Here is a 17,580-nt window from a genome sequence, read left to right on the forward strand (position 1 = left end):
TCATGGAATACCGGCAATTGATAACGTATTTTGCGTCAAGAGGAGAAATAAACATGCATAAAATCCTATTAGTTGATGATGACCGTGAATTGACGTCGCTGTTGAAAGAGTTGCTAGAAATGGAAGGCTTTAATGTTGTTGTTGCCTATGATGGCGAACAGGCATTGAATCTGTTGGACAGTTCTATCGACTTGTTATTGCTTGATATTATGATGCCGCGTAAGAACGGTATCGAAACGCTGAAAGAACTGCGTCAACATCACCAGACACCGGTGATTATGCTGACTGCCCGTGGTAGTGAATTGGATCGGGTGCTTGGCCTTGAGTTAGGCGCGGATGATTATCTGGCAAAACCTTTTAATGACCGCGAGCTGGTGGCCCGTATCCGCGCCATTTTGCGCCGCTCTAACTGGAGCGAACAGCAGCAAAATGTCGATCAGGGTGCGCCAACACTGGAAGTTGATTGCCTGCAATTGAATCCGGGCCGTCAGGAGGCCAGCTTTGAAGGCCAGTCGCTGGAATTAACCGGTACCGAATTTACCTTACTCTACCTACTGGCACAGCATCTCGGTCAGGTCGTCTCACGCGAGCATCTGAGTCAAGAAGTGCTGGGTAAACGGTTGACGCCTTTTGACCGCGCCATTGATATGCACATTTCAAATCTGCGCCGTAAGTTGCCGGATCGTAAAGATGGTCTGCCGTGGTTTAAAACCCTGCGGGGACGTGGGTATCTGATGGTATCCGAAACATGATTAACAGTTTAACGACGCGAATTTTTGCTATTTTCTGGTTTACCTTAGCACTGGTATTGATGCTTGTGCTGATGGTGCCCAAGCTGGATTCGCGTCAAATGACCACCTTGCTCGAAAGTGAGGAGCGTCAAGGAACAATGCTGGAGCAGCATATTGAAGCTGAACTGGCCAGCGATCCGGCGAATGATCTCATGTGGTGGCGCAGGCTTTATCGCGCCATTGAGAAGTGGGCACCGCCAGGTCAGCATTTGGTGCTGGTAACCACCGAGGGGCGTGTCATTGGTGCCCAGCGCCACGAAATGCAAATGGTCCGTAATTTTATCGGCCAGTCAGATAACTCAGATCAGCCGAAAAAGAAAAAATATGGCCGCGTCGAGATGGTCGGCCCCTTCTCTATTCGTGATGGGGAAGATAACTATCAGCTCTACTTGCTGCGCCCTGCCAACAGCCCACAATCTGATTTTATTAATTTGATGTTTGACCGCCCGCTGCTGCTCTTGATTGCTACCATGTTGATCAGCTCGCCGTTGCTCTTGTGGCTGGCGTGGAGTTTGGCAAAGCCCGCGCGTAAGCTGAAAAATGCCGCCGATGATGTCGCACGGGGCAACCTGAAACAGCACCCTGAATTGGAATCCGGCCCGCAAGAATTCTTAGCAACTGGAGCCAGTTTCAATCAGATGATCAGTGCGCTCGATCGGATGGTCGTCGCCCAACAGCGGCTGATTTCGGATATCTCCCATGAATTACGCACTCCGCTGACCCGTTTGCAACTGGCGACTGCGCTGATGCGCCGCCGACATGGTGAAGGGAAAGAGTTGGAGCGCATCGAAATGGAAGCACAGCGGCTAGATAGCATGATCAATGATTTGCTGGTGCTATCTCGCAGTCAGCACAAAAATGAGCTGCATCGTGAACCGATTAAAGCGAATGATTTATGGTCTGAAGTGCTGGAAGATGCTCAATTCGAAGCGGACCAAATGGGTAAAACGCTGGAGGTAACATCACCTCCGGGGCCATGGACCCTATTTGGCAACCCTGCGGCTCTTGACAGTGCGCTGGAGAATATCGTGCGTAATGCGCTGCGTTATTCCCATCACCACATTGCGGTGGCATTCAGCTCGGATAATCATGGTGTCACTATCATTGTTGATGATGATGGCCCAGGCGTCAGCCCGGATGACCGTGAACAGATATTCCGGCCGTTTTATCGCACTGATGAGGCACGTGATCGCCAATCAGGCGGAACCGGTTTGGGGCTGGCGATTGTTGAAACTGCCGTTAATCAGCATCGCGGTTGGGTACGAGCAGAGGACAGCCCATTAGGTGGCCTGCGCTTGATACTTTGGCTGCCGCTACATCCTCTGAAAGCCTAATCAGTCCGTTGCACTTGAAATAACCTCTCTGCCCGATCATTTTGGATTGGGCAGAGAGTTGTCTGTCACCACCACACCCTCTTTTTCCAGTAGCCGCTTCTTACGGTCAATACCCCAACGATAGCCGGATAGTGAACCATCCTGCCGAATGACCCTATGGCAAGGAATAGCCACAGCCAACATATTGGCCGCACAAGCGCCCGCAACCGCGCGCATAGATTTGGGTGAACCGATCTTGGCGGCAATATCAGCGTAACTGGCAGTTTCACCTGTCGGGATCTCCCGAAGCGCCTGCCATACCCGCTGCTGAAAAGCGGTACCCTGAATATCCAGCGGCAGATCAAGGCCGAATTGGGGTGCCTCAACCAACCCCACCACCTGCGCGAACCACTGTTCGAACTCGACATCACCACCGATTAACTCCGCCTGCGGAAATTTATCCTGCAACTGCTGCACCAGTGGGCCGGGTGAGTCACCCAACAAAATAGCGCAGATGCCCAGCTCACTTTTCGCCATCAAAATCGCGCCAAGGGCGCTTTCACCGACGGCGAATCGCAGCGTGACATCGCGTCCGCCATTACGATAACGGGTCGGCGTCATTCCCAATAGCTGATTTGATTGAGCATAAAACCGCCCATTGGCGTTGTAACCAGCATCAAAAATAGCGTCAGTCACTGAGCCGCCCTCAGCCAGTTGAGTGCGAACTCGTGCACTTCGCATCGCATTGGCATACGCCTTCGGAGTCAGCCCAGTCATCGCTTTAAACAGCCGATGAAAATGAAAAGCGCTGAGATTCAATTCAGCCGCCAGTTCATCGAGCTTAAGTGGTGTTTCCGCCTGCTCAATTAAACGACATGCCCGACTGATTTTTTCTGCGTGCTGCTGCGCCAGTGGCAACTGAGTGGGCTGGCAACGTTTGCACGGCCGATAGCCCGCAAGCTCGGCAGCGTGATTATCGGCAAAGAATTCAATGTGTTCAGCTTTGGCTTGGCGGGATGGGCAAGAAGGTCGGCAATAGATACCGGTAGTTTTCACCGCATAAACGAACTGACCATCGGCGGCTTTATCGCGAGTCAGAACAGCGGCCCATCTTGGGTCCTGCGCACTGCCGCTCACTACTTTGGCTGATATCATGATGAATCCCCCATGAATACTGATTGTGGCGACCAGCATATAAAATAACCGCAGCTCGCACTCTCCGGTCCTTGCTTTTAAATTTTTGTTTTACAGCACCCGCATCGGCAACCGCTGCACTGAGAGGGGGATTCTGATATCCTGCGCCCCTCATTATTGGGGGACATATGCTTAATATCGTTTTATTTGAACCCGAAATCCCGCCCAATACCGGCAATATCATCCGGTTATGTGCGAATACCGGCTGCCAGCTCCATCTGATTAAACCTTTGGGTTTCACTTGGGATGACAAACGCTTACGCCGTGCGGGTCTTGATTATCATGAGTTTGCCAGCATCAAACATCACCATGATTACCAAGCCTTTTTGGACAGTGAAAAACTCGATGGTGCGCAATCCGCCGGAGCAACACCTGCCCGCTTATTTGCGTTGACGACCAAAGGGACACCCGCCCACAGCGCCGTCAGTTATCAGGCTAATGATTATTTGCTGTTTGGCCCTGAAACCCGTGGTTTACCCGCCACTGTTCTGGATGCGCTACCCGCTCAGCAGAAAATCAGGATTCCAATGCAAGCAGATAGCCGTAGCATGAATCTGTCAAATGCCGTATCAGTGGTGGTGTATGAAGCTTGGCGGCAGTTGGGTTATCCCGGCGCGCTACTGAAAGAGTAGTTGTGTTTGCCCAAATGTAGTTGTGTTTGCCCAAATGTAGCTGTGTTTGCCCAAATATAGCTGTGTTTGCCCAAATATAGCTGTGACCAGCTAATAACCCAATATAGAAAGGTGTACATCCAAAGTCTTGGAGTGGTAGCAAAGCCGCAAACAAACTCATCCCGATGAACTTACAGAAGTAAGCGACTCGGGTGACAAATCTGCCGGGAGCAGATTTGAACGCTGCTTGCAGCGGCCTCGTAGAGGTGAGGCCCATGGATGGGCCGAGTAACGAGTGCAGCTAACACAGCTACAGCTTTAAGTCCGAAGGATATGATCAGATGCCGTCGCCATACTCAAAACCATGACCCACCCCATTGAAATGCTGATCCATGTCCAGCGAGGGTTTGTCGCTTTCTGGTTTACCCACGATGCGAGCAGGTACGCCAGCGGCGGTGGTATGGGCGGGGACGGATTGTAACACCACAGATCCAGCACCAATTTTGGCACCACGCCCGACCTCAATATTCCCCAGAATTTTCGCACCAGCACCAATCATCACCCCTTCGCGAATCTTCGGATGGCGATCGCCGCTGGTTTTACCGGTACCGCCGAGGGTAACGGATTGCAGGATGGAAACATCATTCTCAACCACCGCGGTTTCACCAATAACAATACCGGTGGCGTGGTCTAGCATGATGCCACAACCAATGGTCGCGGCAGGGTGGATATCGACACCAAAAGCGACAGACACTTGATTTTGCAGATAAATTGCCAGCGCTTTACGATCCTGCGCCCACAACCAATGCCCAATACGGTATGCCTGTAACGCGTGGAAACCTTTGAGATACAGCAGCGGCGTGGAGTATTTATCAACGGCGGGGTCGCGCAAGCGGACAGCCAAAATATCGCGGGCGGCGGAGACAATCATCTGTTCATCCGCACGATAGGCATCCTCTACCACCTCACGAATGGCAATCGCAGGCATGATTGGATTAGCCAGTTTATTCGCCAGAATATAGCTCAGCGCACTGCCTAAATTCTCATGCTTCAATAATGTCGCGTGAAAAAAACTTGCCAGCATCGGTTCACACTCAGCCAGTGCTCTGGCTTCTGATTTAATGCTACTCCAGACCAGCTCTAACTCTTCTGACGACATTGCATACTCCTGCCCATAAACAGGTCACTTCGGGGAACGGCCGAAGCAACTGATATCCTAACTCACTGAGGCAACAGCCCCAGTGACGTTGGATATACCCGTCATCTTTCAAGTTACAGGGTTGTTGGCTGCCATCACTCACCCAAGTCATTGAGTTATCTCAATTCCCTGGGTTCATTCAGTTGCCGCCTACCTGCAACTTGAAATCTATTGGGTATATATTGTTATTATTTTATTTCAGCCCCGATTTTATTGCAGGCAAATAGCCTCATTAGCTAAATGCCGCTTTTTTCATCTTTTTTGGTCCGACCCAACAGAGTCAATGCCGCTTCTCGGGCATTTTTGTGGCAATACAACACCTGATAAATCTGTTCAGTTATTGGCATCTCGACACCATGACGCTGTGCCAGTGCCAGTGCCAGAACTTCCTTGGTGTTGCGGTAGCCTTCAACCACTTGACCAATTTTGTCCTGCGCTTCTTGCACCCCTAACCCCTGACCCAGCATGATGCCAAACCGACGATTACGGGATTGGTTATCAGTGCAGGTTAGCACCAAATCACCCAATCCTGCCATGCCCATAAAGGTGGAGGGATCAGCGCCCAATGCAGAACCCAGACGCGTCATCTCGGCCAAGCCCCGGGTGATCAGCGCAGTACGTGCATTGGCTCCAAAGCCAATACCATCGGACATCCCCGCGCCAATCGCAATCACGTTTTTAACCGCGCCACCCAGCTGCACCCCGATAAAATCAGGATTGCTGTAAACCCGGAAACTTTTGCCGCAATGCAGCAACTGTTGCAGGTCTTCGCTGAACTTCGCATCCGTTGAGGCCAGTGCGATAGCGGTCGGTAAACCGGCCGCCAGCTCTTTGGCAAAGGTGGGGCCAGAAACAACAGCCAGCGGGATGCTCTCACCCAACACTTCCCGCGCGACATCTTGTAGCAAGCGGCCTGTTTCGGCCTCAAGCCCTTTGGTTGCCCAGACAATACGTGCATCTTGGCGTAAATGGGGTTTCAACTGATGCAATACTGCCCCAAAAACATGGCTCGGCACGACGACCAACACATCACGGCTGGCCGCCAGCGCTCGTGCCAGATCGGTTTCCAGCAGCAAAGTGTCTGGGAAAGGGACATCGGGCAGGAAAGCTTGGTTACAACGATCTTGTTGCAGAAGTTGAATATGCTTAGGGTCATGACCCCATAACACAACTTGATGACCATTACGCGCTAGCGTAATGGCTAATGCGGTGCCGTAAGATCCGGCACCGATGACAGTCATTGAAGCATGGGTGGTGTTCATCAGGCATCCTGACGTTGTTCAGCACCTTCGCCTTCAGCCTGCTGTTGCAGATAGTTCATGAACAGGGCATCAAAGTTAACCGGTGCCAGATTCAGCTGTGGGAAAGTACCGCGAGAAACCAGACTGGTGATGCATTCGCGAGCATACGGGAACAGAATGTTCGGGCAGTATGCACCTAAGCAATGCGCCAGTTGGGTGCCGTCGATACCTGCGATGGAGAAGATGCCGCCTTGCTGAACTTCGCACAGGAATGCAGTTTCTTCGCCTAAAGAGGCAGTGACCGTAACACGCAGTACCACTTCATACACATCTTCAGCCAGCTGACTGGAAGCAGTATCAAGATCAAGTTTAACTTCTGGCTGCCAATCCTGCTGGAAAACCTGCGGAGCATTAGGTGCTTCGAAGGAGATATCCTTGGTGTAGATACGCTGGATCTGGAAAGCCATCTCGGTGTTGTTTTGTTCTGACATGTGTATAGATACCCTAAAGTTAGACGTCCTTATTAAACAGCACTTCCGCCGTGGGCTCTTTCAGTGAAAAACAGTGGCCCACTGACGAGTTAAAGCAGCGGATCTAGCCCACTGCGCGCATCCAGGGCGTGTAAATCATCACAGCCACCGATATGCTGCCCATCAATAAATACCTGAGGCACAGTCGTCCGCCCGCTACGAGCAATCATCTCTTCACGTTTGGCCGGATCACTATCAATCGCGATTTCATGGAACGCGGCACCTTTACTGTTCAGCAGTGCCTTGGCACGGTGGCAGAACGGGCAGGTTGCTTTGGTATAAATCTCAATCTTCGCCATGGATACACCCCAGTTAAATTTTCAATCTATTGATATAGCAAATTTAGTCATTACTTGCCGCGCGCCAGTGGCAGGTTCTCGCCACTCCAGCCGGAGATACCCTCTTTCAAGGTGTACACCCGCTCAAAACCGGCTTTATTTAGCAGCTCAGCAGAAGCACGGGAGGTCGTGCCTGTGGCACAAACTACAATAATAGGCTGTGCTTTGTGCTTTTCCAACTCAGCCAGATTGCCGTTTTTGATGTCAGTTGGCAGCAAATTAAGGGAACTGGCAATATGGCCTTTGCGATAGTCATCACGTGTGCGGATATCAACCACAACCGCATCTTCTTTGTTAATCAGACGCGTCGCTTCACCACGAGTGATCTCTTTCACTTTTGAGAGAGAACTTTTGAAGGTGGTGAAAATCACGGCGACGAGTAACGCCACCCAGGCCAGACTCAAAACTGGATGCTGGCTAATGAATTGCATAATCTCTTGCAACATGGGGGTAAAAACTCCCGTAAGTTAGGGGATAATATTCAAGGCCACAGAGTATACCTGCGCGATGCGGCAAATACAGCCAATATGCAAGCGCTATTGCAGAAACTGCGAGCAGTCTCGGGAACTTTTGTCGCCTAAATAGTAATATTTACGCACAACCCCGCACCAATGTTGATCTCTTTGGGCTATTTTTAACCGGTTTTATAGTAAATTACCGCCTTTCTACATATATCCCCAACTACATATATACCCAATAGAACAAGAAAGAGGTTATGCAATGTCGAGCACTAAAAAACCACTGGTTCTGACTATTCTGGATGGCTACGGTCACCGCGAAGAACAGCAGGATAATGCCATTCTGAATGCCAAGACGCCGGTTATGGATCGTTTATGGCAGCAACAACCTCACACCTTGATCGCCGCCTCAGGTCTGGATGTCGGCCTGCCCGATGGTCAGATGGGTAACTCTGAAGTCGGTCACGTCAATCTGGGTGCGGGCCGTATTGTTTATCAGGATTTGACCCGCCTCGACAAAGAGATCAAAGAGGGTGATTTTTTCACCAACCAGACCCTGACCGCCGCCATTGATAAAGCGGTTACAGCAGGTAAAGCGGTTCATATCATGGGTCTGCTCTCTGCCGGTGGCGTTCATAGCCACGAAGACCACATTCTCGCCATGATTGAGTTAGCCGCCCAACGCGGGGCAACTGCTATTTATCTGCACGCTTTCCTCGATGGCCGTGACACTCCGCCGCGCAGTGCTGAGCCGTCACTGAAACGATTCACTGAGAAGTTTGCAGAGTTGGGCAAAGGCCGCATCGCGTCGATTATTGGCCGTTACTACGCCATGGACCGCGATAACCGCTGGGATCGTGTGCAACTGGCCTACGATTTGATGACACAAGCCAAAGGCGAGTTCACCGCAGATAACGCCGTTGCTGGCCTGCAAGCGGCTTATGCCCGCAATGAAAATGATGAATTCGTTAAGCCGACCGTGATTCAAGCCGCAGGCGAAGCGGATGCCGCCATGAACGATGGCGATGCATTAATCTTCATGAATTTCCGTGCTGACCGCGCCCGTCAAATTACCCGCGCCTTTGTTAATGCCGATTTCGACGGTTTCAAACGCGATAAAGTGGTTAACTTCGGCGATTTCATCATGCTAACGGAGTATGCGGCGGATATCAAAGTCGCCTGCGCTTACCCACCGGCATCACTGGAGAATACCTTCGGTGAGTGGCTGATGAAGCATGACAAAACTCAGTTGCGCATTTCTGAAACTGAAAAATATGCTCACGTTACTTTCTTCTATAACGGCGGCGTTGAAGAGCCATTTAAAGGTGAAGACCGCATTTTGATTAATTCGCCGAAAGTGGCGACTTATGACCTGCAACCGGAAATGAGTTCAGCAGAACTGACTGAAAAGCTGGTCGCGGCTATCGCCAGCGGTAAATATGATGTGATCATTTGTAACTATCCTAATGGCGATATGGTCGGCCATACCGGCGATTATGATGCCGCAGTGAAAGCAGTAGAAACACTGGATAATTGCATTGAGCAAGTGGTTGCCGCAGTCAAAGCCGCTGATGGCCAATTGCTGATCACCGCTGACCACGGCAACGCAGAGCAGATGCGCGATCCGGCAACCGGTCAGGCGCACACCGCCCATACCAGCCTGCCTGTGCCACTGATTTACGTCGGCAATAAAGAGGTTAAAGCGGTTGAAGGCGGCAAACTTTCTGATATCGCGCCAACCATGCTGTCACTGATGGAAATGGAAATCCCGCAAGAGATGACTGGTAAGCCGCTGTTCATCGTGGAATAATCCTTCGTTATGAAGGAAAAAGCGACATTCACGATATCAATGGCTACGGCCGACATCACGACTGGCAGCAAAGAGTTTATCTCTCTGTTGCCAAATAAGGTTGTGCGTCATCCGTGGTTAGCACTCTACGCCAGCGTTTTTTGCGCTGGCGTATTGCTATTGCCATTATCCGTCAACGCCGCCGATACTCCTGCGACCACGAAAACAGCAGAGAACAAAAACCAGCTAAAAACACTTCAGCAGGATATCGCCGAAAAAGAGAAAAGTGTTCAGCAACAAAAACAGCAGCGCAGTTCATTGTTGGATCAGCTGAAACAGCAAGAGAATACCATTGCTCAGGCCAGTCGTAGCCTGCGAGAAACCCAAGGTACTCTGACCACGCTAGACAAGGAAATTTCAAGTCTTACCTCGTCCATTGCCAAACTGCAAAGCCAGCAATCTCAGCAGCAAAATATTCTGTCTAAACAACTTGATGCCGCCTTTAAGCAGGGCCAGCACAGTGGTTTACAGCTTATTTTAAGCGGAGAGGAGAGCCAGCGCAGTGAGCGTATTTTGGCCTATTTCAGTTATCTTAATGACGCCCGACAGCAATCCATTGAGGAGCTGAAACAGACCCGTACGAGCCTCTCTGCTGAGAAAAAAACGCTAGAACAGAAGCAAAATCAGCAAAAAGCGCTGTTAGATGGGCAGAAAAACCAGCAACAGAAGCTGGAGCAAGCGCGGACTGCGCGCAAGAAAACCCTGACATCGCTAGAAGCCTCGCTGGAAAAAGATCAGCAGGGTCTGGCGGAGTTAAAATTGAACGAATCACGTTTGCGCGACCAGATCGCCAAAGCAGAACGGGAAGCCAAAGCCCGTGCCGAGCGGGAAGCGAAAGAGGCAGCCCGTGTCCGTGAACAGGTGAAAGCCAAAGAGCAACAAGCCAAGAAAACCGGCTCCAGCTATAAGCCGAGTGAAAGTGAGCGCTCATTAATGGCGCGAACTGGTGGCCTCGGTCGCCCAGACGGTCAAGCGGTCTGGCCGGTACGCGGTAATGTGTCCCATCGCTTCGGTGAATCCTTGCAAGGAGAACTTCGCTGGAAAGGGATGGTTATCTCCGCACCAGAAGGCAGTGAAGTCAAAGCGATAGCGGATGGTCGCGTGTTACTGGCAGACTGGCTACAGGGCTATGGTCTGGTCGTGGTGATCGAACACGGTAAAGGGGACATGAGTTTATATGGCTACAACCAGAGTGCGCTGGTCAATGTCGGTGCTCAAGTAAAAGCCGGCCAGCCAATCGCGCTTGTTGGTACCAGCGGCGGTCAGGGTGAGCCATCACTCTATTTCGAAATCCGCCGTCAAGGACAAGCGGTTAACCCACAACCCTGGTTAGGAAGATAGGGAACAACGTAAGGGAACACGTATTGCGCTATTTCAACACACGCCGATTTATCATCGTAAGCACCCTACTGATCGCCAACGCCGCACAGGCGGGCAAACTTTCCATCGTTATTGATGACTTTGGTTATCGCCCTCAGAATGAAAACAAGGTGTTACAGATGCCGCTACCTATTTCGGTCGCCATTCTGCCTAATGCCCCTTATGCCCGAGAGATGGCGGTCAAAGCCCATAATCAGGGCCGTGAAATCCTGATTCATCTGCCAATGGCCCCCCTAAGCAAGCAGCCGTTGGAGCGCGATACATTGCAGCCGTCAATGAGTAGCGAAGAGATTCAGCGCATTATTCGCCAGGCGGTCAGTAACGTCCCTTATGCAAAAGGCATGAATAACCATATGGGTAGCGCGATGACCTCCAGTTTGCCGGGTATGCAGAAAGTGATGCAGGCGCTGGAGCACTATCAGCTCTATTTCCTCGACAGCGTGACCATCGGCAATAGCCAAGCGAGCAGAGCGGCTGAAGGGACTGGCGTCAAAGTGATTAAGCGTAAAGTCTTTTTGGATGACTCACAAAATGAAGCCGCGATCCGCCAGCAGTTTAACCGCGCAGTCGAACTGGCGCGTCGAAATGGCTCTGCCATTGCTATCGGGCACCCGCATCCGGCCACCATTAAAGTGCTGCAACAGATGCTGCCTCAGTTGCCGTCTGACATCGTATTAGTCCGGCCGAGTGCGCTGCTCAATGAGCCACAGCAAAATAACAGTGGCGCAGTCTCGCCGGGTAAATCAAAGCCACGTGAACCGGTTCGCCTGAAAGCCATCAAGCAATGTCATGCAAAAGCCAGTTATACACCAGAGAAAATCTATGCTGGCAGGATGTTTAGCGTTATTGGCGAGAGTCTGATGGAAAGCCCGGCGATGAACTTTATTCAGCGCTATTTTACGCCGTCAGCACCTGTAGAGCCGATTGATAAACTGAATATTGGTGAGCCGATTATTGATAAATCGACTATTGATAAACCGAAAATCGATGAACTGAAAATAGAGGCTCCAACAGCGGAAAAATCAAAAGTGGATAATCCATAATTGGCTTAAAAATAAGCGGGGCAACCCTTATCTGGCTGCCCCGCCTTCAATCCTGCCACATCAAGTCCGACGGGAGTTAGTCCCAGCTTAATATCACTTTGCCCGACTTCCCTGAGCGCATCGCATCAAAGCCTTCCTGAAACTCATCAATGGAGAAACGGTGAGTGATGATCGGGGTTAAATCCAAACCGGATTGAATCAGCGCCGCCATTTTGTACCACGTTTCGAACATCTCACGGCCATAAATCCCTTTGATAAACAGCCCCTTGAAGATCACCTGATTCCAATCGATGGACATATCAGAGGGTGGTATCCCCAGCATCGCAATACGCCCGCCGTGATTCATTGAGTTAAGCAATGAACGGAACGCAGGCGGTGCGCCTGACATTTCCAAGCCCACATCAAAACCTTCTGTCATGCCCAGCTCAGCCATCACGTCATTCAGGTTCTCTTTGCTGACGTTAACCGCCCGCGTGACACCCATCTTCCGTGCCAGATCCAAGCGGTACTCATTCACGTCGGTGATAACAACATGGCGAGCGCCGACGTGCTTACAGACAGCGGCAGCCATGATACCAATCGGGCCAGCGCCGGAAACTAAGACATCTTCCCCCACTAAATCAAAGGATAACGCGGTATGCACGGCATTGCCGAAGGGGTCAAAAATAGCGGCTAACTCATCGGAAATGTTGTCTGGGATCTTGAACGCATTAAAGGCAGGAATCACCAGAAACTCGGCAAAAGAGCCGGGGCGATTCACACCAACACCCACGGTATTGCGGCAAAGATGGGTACGCCCTCCACGGCAATTACGGCAATGTCCACAGGTGATATGGCCTTCCCCAGACACCCGGTCACCAATATTAAAGCCTTTCACTTCCTGACCAATGGCGACCACTTCACCCACATACTCATGGCCGACCACCATAGGGACGGGGATCGTTTTTTGCGACCACTCATCCCAGTTATAGATATGCACATCAGTACCACAGATAGCGGTTTTGCGAATTTTAATCATGATGTCGTTGTGGCCCAGCTCTGGCTGCGGCACATCGGTCATCCAAATACCTTCTTCTGCTTTCAGTTTGGACAGTGCTTTCATGACATTCCTTACGCAATAACGTTAAGTTGCTTACCAATACGTACAAAGGCTTCGATAGCCCGTTCGACCTGCTCTGTGGTGTGGTCTGCCGACATCTGAGTACGAATACGCGCCTGACCTTTTGGCACCACCGGATAGAAGAAGCCAGTGACGTAAATCCCCTCTTTCAGCAATGCATTGGCAAACTCTTGCGCCAATGTCGCATCACCCAACATGACAGGAATAATGGCATGGTCAGCACCGGCCAAGGTGAAACCAGCAGCACTCATTTTCTCACGGAATAAGCGAGCATTCGCCCATAGACGATCGCGCAGTTCAGCGCCATCTTCCAAGAGCGATAGCACTTCAATTGAAGCCGCAACGATTGCTGGGGCTAATGAGTTTGAGAACAGATAGGGCCGTGAGCGCTGACGCAGCCACTCGACCACCTCTTTGCGGCCAGCCGTATAACCCCCTGATGCTCCACCCAGCGCCTTACCCAAGGTGCCGGTGATAATATCAACACGATCCATTACTTCGCAGTATTCATGCGTACCCCGACCATTGGCCCCGACAAAGCCCACCGCATGAGAATCATCGACCATCACCAGTGCCTGATATTCATCGGCTAAATCACAGACGCCTTTCAGATTGGCGATAACACCGTCCATGGAGAACACGCCGTCGGTGGCGATCATAATATGGCGCGCGCCCTCGGCTTTAGCTTGTTTTAGCTGTGCCTCCAACTCGCTCATGTCATTGTTGGCATAGCGGTAGCGCTTGGCTTTACATAACCGCACGCCATCAATGATGGAGGCATGATTCAGCGCATCAGAAATAATGGCATCTTCTGGCCCAAGCAAGGTTTCGAACAAGCCGCCGTTGGCATCGAAGCAAGAGGAGTAAAGAATGGCATCTTCCATGCCGAGGAAACTGGCAAGTTTCTGCTCAAGCTCTTTATGTGTGTCTTGCGTGCCGCAGATAAAACGCACCGAGGCCATGCCAAAGCCATGGGTATCCATGCCCTTTTTAGCCGCCGCGATCAGTCGTGGGTGGTTGGCTAACCCCAAATAGTTATTGGCGCAGAAATTAATTACGCGGTTCCCATCAGCGACAGAAATATCGGCTTGTTGGGCAGAGGTGATGATCCGTTCGTTTTTATACAACCCTTCAGCACGGGTAGTTTTGAGTTGTTGTTCTAGTTGCTGATAAAACGGGTTTCTCTCAGAAGGCAGGGACATGCGGTTATCTCCAGAATGGGCTGTTTCGCCTTACATTTTACTGCCTGATAGGGGAACTGACGAGCAACCTTGTCTTATATTGCAAAAAATGCAGCACATATCACGGTGAACAATCCTAAAGCAGCATAGAAAACGAGAGATTAGCCCCCTTCCGGCTGTGCGCTATCCGATGAAATGTTATGATAATGCCAAATAGCGTGTCGGGTATTGTGCCCGACCAAGAAGATTAACAAGGGTGATCCTGATGATTATCGTCACTGGCGGCGCCGGCTTCATTGGCAGCAACATTGTTAAAGCACTGAATAATATAGGTTATAAAGATATTCTGGTCGTGGATAACCTGAAAGACGGCACTAAATTCGTCAATCTGGTGGATCTGGATATTGCGGATTACATGGATAAAGAAGATTTTGTTGCCAGTATCGTTGCCGGTGACGATATGGGTGATATTGACGCGATCTTCCACGAAGGTGCCTGCTCCTCCACCACCGAGTGGGATGGCAAGTACGTCATGGATAACAACTATCAGTACTCAAAAGATATCCTGCACTTCTGTCTGGATCGCGGTATTCCTTTCTTGTACGCCTCCTCTGCGGCCACTTATGGCGGACGCACTGATAACTTCATCGAAGATCGTCAGTACGAAAAACCACTTAACGTATATGGTTACTCCAAGTTTTTATTCGATCAGTATGTGCGTGAGATCCTGCCGCAAGCTGATTCGCAAATTTGTGGATTCCGCTACTTCAATGTTTATGGCCCACGCGAAGGCCACAAAGGCAGCATGGCGAGTGTGGCTTTCCACCTGAATAATCAGATTAATGCAGGTGAAAATCCTAAGCTGTTCTCCGGCAGTGAAAACTTCAAACGCGACTTCATCTATGTGGGTGATGTCGCTGACGTTAATTTGTGGTTCTGGCAAAACGGCGTCTCCGGTATTTTCAACTGCGGCACAGGTCGCGCGGAATCCTTCCAGGCTGTCGCCGATGCGGTGGTCGATTTCCACCAAAGCGGGCCAGTGGAATACATTGAATTCCCAGAAAAACTGAAAGGCCGTTATCAGGCATACACGCAAGCCGACCTCACTAATTTGCGTGCCGCTGGTTATGACAAGCCGTTCAAAACCGTCGCCGAAGGCGTCAAAGAGTATCTGGCGTGGCTCAATCGCCCGATCTAAATTACTTGCTGCAAGGAATTGATAAACGGTATGAAAATACTGGTCATCGGCCCTTCTTGGGTTGGCGATATGATGATGTCGCAAAGTCTTTACCGCACCCTGAAGGCCGAATATCCGGCAGCAGACATTGATGTGATGGCACCCGCGTGGTGCCGTCCGCTTTTGGCCAGAATGCCGGAAGTGCGCCACGCAATCCCAATGCCATTAGGGCATGGGGCTTTTGCTTTTGAGGAGCGTCGCCGTTTGGGTCTTGCCTTACGAGAAACAGGCTATGATCGTGCTTATGTTCTGCCAAACTCATTTAAATCAGCTCTGATACCTTATTTTTCAGGGATTAAGCAACGCATTGGCTGGCGTGGCGAGATGCGCTACTTCTTGCTCAATGATATGCGCATTCTGGATAAAGAAGCCTTCCCCATGATGGTCCAGCGCTATGTTGCTCTGGCCTATGATAAAGAACAAATTCATTCAGCAGCGGATTTACCGCAGCCATTACTCTGGCCGCAATTGCAGGTTCGCGACGAAGAGATCGCAGAGATCACGGCGTCATACAATCTGACGGATAACCGGCCCATTATTGGGTTCTGCCCCGGTGCCGAGTTTGGCCCAGCAAAACGCTGGCCACACTATCACTATGCCGTGCTGGCGCAGAAACTGATTGATGCTGGCTATCAGGTCGTCTTATTAGGTTCAGCAAAAGACAATGAAGCGGGCGAGGAGATTCGTCAGGCGCTGGGCGAAGAGTCGCGCGAATATTGCCTCAATCTGGCGGGTCAGACCTCGCTGGATCAAGCTGTTGTGCTGATTGCCGCCTGTCGTGCGGTGGTCAGTAATGACTCTGGTTTAATGCATGTTGCCGCCGCATTAAATAAGCCATTGGTCGCATTATACGGCCCAAGCAGCCCAGATTTCACCCCACCACTGTCTGACAAATCCACGGTTATTCGCCTGATTACCGGCTATCAAAAAGTGCGCAAAGGCGGTAGCGCACAGGGTTATCATCAGAGTTTGATTGATATCCAGCCAGAGCAAGTGATGGATGCGCTTGAGAAGCAGCTCGCCACACAAAAATGCTCAGCCAAAGAGGGTGATTAATGCACGTATTGATCGTTAAAACCTCTTCAATGGGCGACGTTTTACATACCTTGCCTGCGCTGACAGATGCCATGCACACCATTCCGGGCATTCGTTTTGATTGGGTGGTCGAAGAGGGCTTCAGTCAGATCCCCACATGGCATCCGGCAGTGGATAAAGTGATTCCGGTGGCTATCCGCCGTTGGCGCAAAAACTGGTTTGGCACCGACACTCGGCAAGAACGTTGTGATTTTAAACGTGTTGTGCAGCAGCGCAGTTATGATTTGGTGATCGATGCGCAGGGGCTAATTAAAAGTGCGGCGCTCATTACTCGCATCGCCAAGGGCGTCAAGCATGGCCCAGATTGCAAAAGCGCTCGCGAGCCATTTGCCAGTTGGTTCTATAATTGCCGCCACGAGATTGACCCCAAGCAACATGCGGTCGAGCGTATACGTCAGTTGTTTGCCAAAAGTCTGGGCTATGAAAAACCAGAAAGTTATGGTGATTACGCCATCGCGCCTCGCTTTTTAAGTCAGTTACCCGCTGATGCGGGTCAATATCTGGTTTTCCTGCACGCGACCACCCGCGACAGCAAGCACTGGCCTGAAAGCCACTGGCTGCAACTGATTGAACTGCTTGCCCCAACCGGGTTAAAAATCAAATTACCTTGGGGCGCAGAGCATGAGTATCAACGCGCTTTGCGGCTCGCGGAACAGGCTCCTCATGTTGAGGTATTACCTAAGCTCAGCCTCCAGCAGGTGGCAGAAGTTCTGGCCGGTGCAAAAGCGGTGGTGTCCGTCGATACGGGCCTAAGCCATCTCACCGCCGCGCTCAGTCGCCCCAACATTACGCTGTATGGCCCCACCGACCCGGGCTTAATTGGCGGCTACGGTGAAAATCAGATTGCCGTTATTTCCGAGCAAAAAAACATGGATACCATTTCCGCTGAAACCATTATGGCGCGACTGGAAACATTGATTTCATAAGTGATCATTTTTTATTTCCCGTAATGTGTTTTGCTGAAAATATCGCCAGTCACTATTTATCCTGTAATAACAATC

The 17,580-nt window shown here is 50.9% G+C and carries 17 protein-coding genes; 9 read left to right on the forward strand and 8 right to left on the reverse strand.

Annotation, left to right across the window (positions count from 1 at the left end; genetic code table 11):
- Positions 1-53 precede the first annotated feature (53 nt).
- The gene (cpxR, locus tag HRD69_RS04885) at positions 54-752 is read left to right on the forward strand and encodes an envelope stress response regulator transcription factor CpxR (protein WP_004876941.1); all 699 of its coding nucleotides are present in this window, start codon (positions 54-56) and stop codon (positions 750-752) included.
- The gene (gene cpxA / locus HRD69_RS04890; RefSeq protein WP_032815305.1) at positions 749-2,125 is read left to right on the forward strand and encodes an envelope stress sensor histidine kinase CpxA; all 1,377 of its coding nucleotides are present in this window, start codon (positions 749-751) and stop codon (positions 2,123-2,125) included. The genes cpxR and cpxA overlap by 4 nt, the downstream gene beginning before the upstream one ends.
- A 36-nt stretch (positions 2,126-2,161) precedes the next feature.
- Here cpxA and ada read toward each other — a convergent pair whose 3' ends face one another.
- Positions 2,162-3,259: a bifunctional DNA-binding transcriptional regulator/O6-methylguanine-DNA methyltransferase Ada gene (gene ada / locus HRD69_RS04895; protein ID WP_080545078.1), complete on the reverse strand. Its 1,098-nt coding sequence runs from the start codon at positions 3,257-3,259 to the stop codon at positions 2,162-2,164.
- Positions 3,260-3,426: 167 nt separating this feature from the next.
- Here ada and trmL point away from each other — a divergent pair, with 167 nt between their 5' ends.
- Positions 3,427-3,930 (forward strand): tRNA (uridine(34)/cytosine(34)/5-carboxymethylaminomethyluridine(34)-2'-O)-methyltransferase TrmL, encoded by a 504-nt coding sequence (trmL, locus tag HRD69_RS04900; RefSeq protein ID WP_004876935.1) that lies wholly within the window; start codon positions 3,427-3,429, stop codon positions 3,928-3,930.
- Between the two features lie 316 nt (positions 3,931-4,246).
- Here the strand turns inward: trmL and cysE are convergent, their stop codons facing one another.
- The 5 genes from cysE to HRD69_RS04925 form a co-directional block, all read right to left on the reverse strand.
- Positions 4,247-5,068 (reverse strand): serine O-acetyltransferase, encoded by an 822-nt coding sequence (gene cysE / locus HRD69_RS04905; protein WP_004876934.1) that lies wholly within the window; start codon positions 5,066-5,068, stop codon positions 4,247-4,249.
- 275 nt (positions 5,069-5,343) lie between these two features.
- A complete protein-coding gene (gene gpsA, locus HRD69_RS04910; RefSeq protein ID WP_004876932.1) occupies positions 5,344-6,369 on the reverse strand; it encodes an NAD(P)H-dependent glycerol-3-phosphate dehydrogenase in 1,026 nt (341 codons plus the stop codon).
- The gene (secB, locus tag HRD69_RS04915; protein ID WP_005164715.1) at positions 6,369-6,839 is read right to left on the reverse strand and encodes a protein-export chaperone SecB; all 471 of its coding nucleotides are present in this window, start codon (positions 6,837-6,839) and stop codon (positions 6,369-6,371) included. Before secB ends, gpsA begins: the two co-directional genes overlap by 1 nt.
- A gap of 89 nt (positions 6,840-6,928) precedes the next feature.
- The gene (gene grxC, locus HRD69_RS04920) at positions 6,929-7,177 is read right to left on the reverse strand and encodes a glutaredoxin 3 (protein WP_004876931.1); all 249 of its coding nucleotides are present in this window, start codon (positions 7,175-7,177) and stop codon (positions 6,929-6,931) included.
- Between the two features lie 50 nt (positions 7,178-7,227).
- Complete coding sequence (locus tag HRD69_RS04925) at positions 7,228-7,662, reverse strand: rhodanese-like domain-containing protein (protein WP_032815303.1); 435 nt, start codon at positions 7,660-7,662, stop codon at positions 7,228-7,230.
- A 274-nt stretch (positions 7,663-7,936) separates the two neighbouring features.
- Between HRD69_RS04925 and gpmM the strand changes: the two genes are divergently transcribed.
- Genes gpmM through HRD69_RS04940 form a run of 3 tightly spaced genes read left to right on the forward strand, consistent with a single transcriptional unit; the run spans position 7,937 to position 11,946 of the window.
- On the forward strand, positions 7,937-9,484 hold the full coding sequence (gene gpmM, locus HRD69_RS04930) for a 2,3-bisphosphoglycerate-independent phosphoglycerate mutase (RefSeq protein ID WP_004876926.1): 1,548 nt from the start codon (positions 7,937-7,939) through the stop codon (positions 9,482-9,484).
- Between the two features lie 9 nt (positions 9,485-9,493).
- Positions 9,494-10,864, forward strand: coding sequence for a murein hydrolase activator EnvC (envC, locus tag HRD69_RS04935; protein WP_004876924.1), 1,371 nt, complete (start codon positions 9,494-9,496; stop codon positions 10,862-10,864).
- 23 nt (positions 10,865-10,887) lie between these two features.
- Entirely contained in the window at positions 10,888-11,946 is a 1,059-nt protein-coding gene (locus HRD69_RS04940; protein ID WP_004876922.1) for a divergent polysaccharide deacetylase family protein, read from the forward strand.
- 76 nt (positions 11,947-12,022) lie between these two features.
- On the opposite strand, the gene tdh is transcribed toward HRD69_RS04940, so the two are convergent.
- Together tdh and kbl are read right to left on the reverse strand one after the other, a co-directional pair.
- A complete protein-coding gene (gene tdh / locus HRD69_RS04945; protein WP_004876921.1) occupies positions 12,023-13,048 on the reverse strand; it encodes an L-threonine 3-dehydrogenase in 1,026 nt (341 codons plus the stop codon).
- Positions 13,049-13,056: 8 nt separating this feature from the next.
- The gene (gene kbl / locus HRD69_RS04950) at positions 13,057-14,268 is read right to left on the reverse strand and encodes a glycine C-acetyltransferase (protein WP_004876919.1); all 1,212 of its coding nucleotides are present in this window, start codon (positions 14,266-14,268) and stop codon (positions 13,057-13,059) included.
- A 244-nt stretch (positions 14,269-14,512) separates the two neighbouring features.
- Between kbl and rfaD the strand changes: the two genes are divergently transcribed.
- The 3 genes from rfaD to rfaC are packed head-to-tail and all read left to right on the forward strand — an operon-like array spanning position 14,513 to position 17,505.
- Positions 14,513-15,445, forward strand: coding sequence for an ADP-glyceromanno-heptose 6-epimerase (gene rfaD, locus HRD69_RS04955; RefSeq protein ID WP_032815302.1), 933 nt, complete (start codon positions 14,513-14,515; stop codon positions 15,443-15,445).
- 30 nt (positions 15,446-15,475) lie between these two features.
- Positions 15,476-16,540 carry an ADP-heptose--LPS heptosyltransferase RfaF gene (rfaF, locus tag HRD69_RS04960; RefSeq protein ID WP_004876916.1) on the forward strand — a complete coding sequence of 355 codons (1,065 nt, stop codon included), beginning with the start codon at positions 15,476-15,478 and terminating at the stop codon, positions 16,538-16,540.
- Complete coding sequence (gene rfaC, locus HRD69_RS04965; RefSeq protein WP_032815301.1) at positions 16,540-17,505, forward strand: lipopolysaccharide heptosyltransferase RfaC; 966 nt, start codon at positions 16,540-16,542, stop codon at positions 17,503-17,505. The genes rfaF and rfaC overlap by 1 nt, the downstream gene beginning before the upstream one ends.
- Positions 17,506-17,580 lie beyond the last annotated feature (75 nt).

It is taken from the genome of Yersinia mollaretii ATCC 43969 (genome assembly GCF_013282725.1).
Taxonomy (GTDB): Bacteria; Pseudomonadota; Gammaproteobacteria; order Enterobacterales; family Enterobacteriaceae; genus Yersinia; species Yersinia mollaretii.